Source organism: Nitrosomonas halophila (assembly GCF_900107165.1).
Classification (GTDB): domain Bacteria; phylum Pseudomonadota; class Gammaproteobacteria; order Burkholderiales; family Nitrosomonadaceae; genus Nitrosomonas; species Nitrosomonas halophila.
On the sequence record NZ_FNOY01000125.1, the window covers coordinates 1 to 3,019 of the forward strand.

Sequence of the window (3,019 nt, forward strand, 5' to 3'; positions counted from 1 at the left end):
TCATCTTCTCAGAGATTGGGCGGGGTGCTCCACTATCACCGGCCATGGTCTTACAAAAGGCGCTTTCGGTTACCCACAAATTCTGCCGAGGAGCCTCAATTGGCACGGTGGCGCACGCAATCAGCCAGGGTATTGCGATCAAATTGCTGCCACTGGATCGGATTGTCGCATCTGCGGCGAATGTACGCGAAGGCTCCTATCCCTTGGCGCGTCCACTTAATCTGGTGACGCGCGAGACACCTGTCGGATTGGTGCGCGATTTCATCGAATTCGCCCGCTCGGCGCAAGTCCATGATCTGGTCGAAGCACAGTATTTCGTTCCAGCCAGCCTCCGTTGACAGATGGCTGCGCAGGGTGTTGACTGCCGCAGCAACTATCGCGGCACTGATTATGCTGCTGATCGTGCTGTTTTTGCTGTATGAATCCTGGCCTGCGTTGCAGCAGCTGCCGCTTGACCGTTTTGTCTCCGATGCCTCCTGGCATCCGTTGGAAGCACAATACAACCTGCTACCCATGCTGACCGGCACTTTCTACGCAAGCAGCGGCGCGATGTTGCTGGCCGTGCCGATGGGGGTGCTGTCGGCGCTGTTCATGGTGTTCTTCGCGCCGCCGCAGGTGGCCATGCTTTACCGGCGCTTGCTCGAGTTGCTGGCGGGCATTCCATCGGTCGTGTTCGGTTTTTGGGGGCTGACCACGCTGGTGCCGCTGATCAATCAGTGGGAGCCGCCTGGTCTGAGCTTGCTGGCGGCGATTCTGGTGCTGACCATTATGATATTGCCTACCATTGCCGTCACCAGCCATGCCGCCTTGCTGGCCGTGCCGCGCGAGTATCTACAGGCCTTGGCAGCACTTGGTCTGTCGCACTGGGGCAGTATCCTCGGCATCGCCTTGCCAGCAGCCCGGACCGGTATCTTGGCCGGCATCATGCTCGCGGCGGGCCGTGCCATCGGCGAAACCATGGCGGTGCTGATGGTGGCCGGCAATGTTGTGCAGCATGCCAGCGGTTTGTTCGACCCTGTGCGCACCCTGGCTTCCAATATCGCGCTGGAAATGGCCTATGCCATGGGCGGGCACCGTGGGGCCTTGTTCGTTTCGGGGCTGCTGTTGTTGCTGTGGGTCATGCTTTTGACAGCGGCGGCCAGCTGGCTCGCGAGAAACCGCCATGCCTGAAACGCCCAGGAACCGGTCGATGCGGCATGCGGCAAAAAACCGTTGGCGGGATCGATGGCTGCGCTGGCTGGTGTACGCCACGGTTGCAATGATCAGTTGCGTATTTTTATGGATTCTATTTGATCTGGTACGTGGCGGTGTGGCGCATCTGTCCTGGGGCTTTTTGACCGATTCCCCGCGCGATGCCGGCCGGGCGGGCGGGATTGGACCCATTCTGGTCAGCACATTGCTGATCGTGTCGGTCGCCTTGGCAAGCGCCTTGCCGTTGGCGTGGTCGACGGCAATTCTGCTGGCGGAATTTGTGCCGACCGCCAGCTGGCCCGGCCGGGTGATACGCTTCAGCCTGCAGGTGCTGGCGAGCGTGCCTTCGATCGTGTTTGGCCTGTTCGGTAACGCTTTTTTCAGTGTTTATCTGGGGATGGGATTTTCCATTCTGTCAGGCGGGCTGACGCTGGCCTGCATGTTGCTGCCCATATTGGTCAGCACGGCCGAGGCAGGGCTGCGGAGCGTACCGGCGCATTACCGCCTATCGGGCGCTGCCCTGGGCCTGTCCCGCATGGCCGTGCTGTTTCAGCTGTTGTTGCCCGCCGCCCTGCCGGCATGGGTCGCGGGGTTGCTGCTGGGAATTGGCCGGGCCGCGGCGGAAACAGCTGCGTTGCTGTTTACCAGCGGCTATGTTGATCGCATGCCGGAATCGCTGCTGGATTCCGGGCGCGCGCTGGCGTTGCATATCTTCGATTTGTCGATGAATGTGCCGGGCGGTGATGCGCCCGCCTATGCTTCGGCGCTGGTTTTGGTCATACTGCTGCTATTGATCAACACCAGCGCCCTGCTGCTTGCGCAGGCATGGCAGCGGAAAAGGATTGTGCCCTCATGACAACCCAACCCACCCATCCATTATCACCCGAATCCGGCACTTTTACCCTGGGTTCGCTGCAAAACGGACCCGCCTGCTGCCAACCGGAGCCGGTCATCCAGATCAGAAATCTCTCGATCCGCTATGGCGCAAGGCGTGCGCTGGATAATGTGACACTCGATATTTAGAGCTTACTCAGAAAGTATAAGTAACTGATTCTATATTAGAATCACCTCTATTCTGATAAAATAGTGCACGTAAATAAGACAAATAACCCCAAAAACCGTGCACGATGATCCGCTACCAGAACCAGAAACAACGCTCCCTCGAAGGATTTGATACCCCGCCCGGCATGGTTCTTGATCCGAGGAATCGCTGGGTAAGACTGAGTGATTGCATGCCGTGGGACGAATTGGCCGATAGCTACTACAAGACACTCTCCCGGACATTAGGACGTCCATCCAAGGATGCGCGGATAGTAATCGGAGCAGTCATCATCAAACACAAGTTATCGGTTTCGGATGAGGAAACGGTAGAGCAGATCCGGGAGAACCCGTACCTGCAATATTTTATCGGACTGAAAGGCTTTCAATCGAAAGCACCTTTTGCGCCCTCGTTACTGGTTGAAGTACGCAAGCGCATGGGGCAGACAGTATTTGATGAATTCCATGCGGCCATCATTAAGGCCGTCGAGCAGAAAAAGGCAAAGAAGCCTGACCAGGATAATGATGGCGGTAGCCCTGGCAGGACGGCATCGAATCGCAGCGAAGATGACTGTCATATTGCAGCTGTCCCGGTCACTGCAAAGCAGTCTTCAACGTCAGACAAAACACCCCGCAATCAGGGGAAAATGATCATAGACGCCACCGTGGCCGAACAGGCGATTCGTTTTCCGACAGATCTTGGATTGCTGAATGAAGCACGCGAATTGAGCGAACACATCATCGATGTGCTGCATGAAAAAAGTCACCGGCCGCAGAAAAAGAAACCGCG

At 57.3% G+C, this 3,019-nt stretch carries 4 protein-coding genes and 1 pseudogene; all 5 read left to right on the forward strand.

Translation table 11 applies throughout. The annotated features are described in order from the left end of the window. Positions 1–338: pseudogene (locus BLV85_RS14480) on the forward strand (hypothetical protein); the annotation flags it as partial. Then, entirely contained in the window at positions 292–1,170 is an 879-nt protein-coding gene (gene pstC, locus BLV85_RS14485) for a phosphate ABC transporter permease subunit PstC (protein ID WP_090415927.1), read from the forward strand. The pseudogene BLV85_RS14480 and the gene pstC, both read left to right, overlap by 47 nt. Further along, complete coding sequence (pstA, locus tag BLV85_RS14490) at positions 1,163–2,047, forward strand: phosphate ABC transporter permease PstA (RefSeq protein WP_245725245.1); 885 nt, start codon at positions 1,163–1,165, stop codon at positions 2,045–2,047. The genes pstC and pstA overlap by 8 nt, the downstream gene beginning before the upstream one ends. Then, entirely contained in the window at positions 2,044–2,214 is a 171-nt protein-coding gene (locus tag BLV85_RS15375; RefSeq protein ID WP_176974066.1) for a hypothetical protein, read from the forward strand. The genes pstA and BLV85_RS15375 overlap by 4 nt, the downstream gene beginning before the upstream one ends. A 104-nt stretch (positions 2,215–2,318) precedes the next feature. After that, on the forward strand, positions 2,319–3,019 hold a 701-nt coding region (locus BLV85_RS14495), incomplete at its 3' end, for a transposase (protein ID WP_143032286.1).

Bases quoted from the DNA above. Each gene is read 5' to 3' on its own strand.
- pstC (WP_090415927.1), top strand. From the start codon at position 292: ATGATCTGGTCGAAGCACAGTATTTCGTTCCAGCCAGCCTCCGTTGAC.
- pstA (WP_245725245.1), top strand. From the start codon at position 1,163: ATGCCTGAAACGCCCAGGAACCGGTCGATGCGGCATGCGGCAAAAAAC.
- BLV85_RS15375 (WP_176974066.1), top strand. From the start codon at position 2,044: ATGACAACCCAACCCACCCATCCATTATCACCCGAATCCGGCACTTTT.